The following is a 1092-nucleotide window of genomic DNA, read 5'->3' on the forward strand; positions in this document are numbered from 1 at the left end:
CCCGGAGACATGGGTAACAGAATGTACCTAAGACATGGGTGACAACCTCGTGCCGAACGGGTTGTCGATGGTCTGCAAGGTTCTCTGTTCCAGGTCGATATATCCCAGATCATAGTGCATGAAGCTTACGAGCCAAATGCCGTCGTCGACCTCCTTTATTCCGAGCCTCTGACCGGCGAGCACGGTCGAGACGTTGATCTTCTTCCTCATCATGCAGATGCGGCCGCAGGCGGTGACCAGGATGTCCTTGTCATGGAGGGGATAGGTCAGCTCCGGCAGGCCGGAATACGGCCGTGAAGAGGGCGTGTAGAGTTCCGTCGGCAGCTTCATGGCCAACGCCTCATGCGGCCTTTCCTCGTTGAATTCGCTGATGAAAGCGTCAAATCTGGCCTGCTGTTGCAGGGCATTCATGCCCGGGGGCCGCGTGGTCTCCTGCTTCAAGGTGCGGTGCATGCGCTCGTGGCGGCCGTTCTGTTGCGGGTTGCCGGGCTTGATGCGCTCGATGGCAATGCCGAGCCTCAACCACCAGACCGACAGCTTCGACAGATTGTAGAGGCCGTTGGGGCTGGCGAAGGGGACCCCGTTGTCGCTTCGAATGGCGAGCGGCAGGCCGCGTTCCCTGAACAGCCGGACGAAGGCCTCGATGACCGGCGCTTCCCGTGTCGCTTCAAGCGCTTCGGCGAGAAGCAGGTAGCGCGAGGCCTGGTCGGTCACCGTCAGGGGGTAACAGTAGCGACCGTTGCCGAGCTTGAACTCGCCCTTGAAGTCAGCGCACCACAGATCGTTGGGGACGGCGGCCTGCGACAGCGGCGTGCCCATGGCCTTGTTCGCCCGGTTCCTCTTGCGGGCCTGGCTCACAAGGCCGTGGCGGTCGAGCACGGCATGCACCGTGCTCTTGGCCGGGATGCGCACATCGCCGGCGAGCTTCCTGATCAGCAGCTCCCTGATCTTCCTGGCGCCCCAGTGCGGCTTGTCGCGCTTGCTCTCGACGATCAGCCGCTCGATCTGCTCGGGCAGTTGGTTGGCATAGCGTACCGGCCGCCGCGAGCGGTCGCAAAGCGCCTCCAACCCCTCTTGCCTGTAGCGGTTGAA

The 1092-nt window shown here is 62.5% G+C and carries 1 protein-coding gene; it reads right to left on the reverse strand.

The genetic code is table 11. The features are described from left to right. Nucleotides 1–27 precede the first annotated feature (27 nt). Nucleotides 28–1092, reverse strand: a 1065-nt coding sequence (locus NKJ17_RS33870) for an integrase core domain-containing protein (protein ID WP_352692053.1), incomplete at its 5' end; no start/stop codon positions are given.

The sequence above is a fragment of the Mesorhizobium sp. M0208 genome, from assembly GCF_040322015.1.
Taxonomy (GTDB): Bacteria; Pseudomonadota; Alphaproteobacteria; order Rhizobiales; family Rhizobiaceae; genus Mesorhizobium.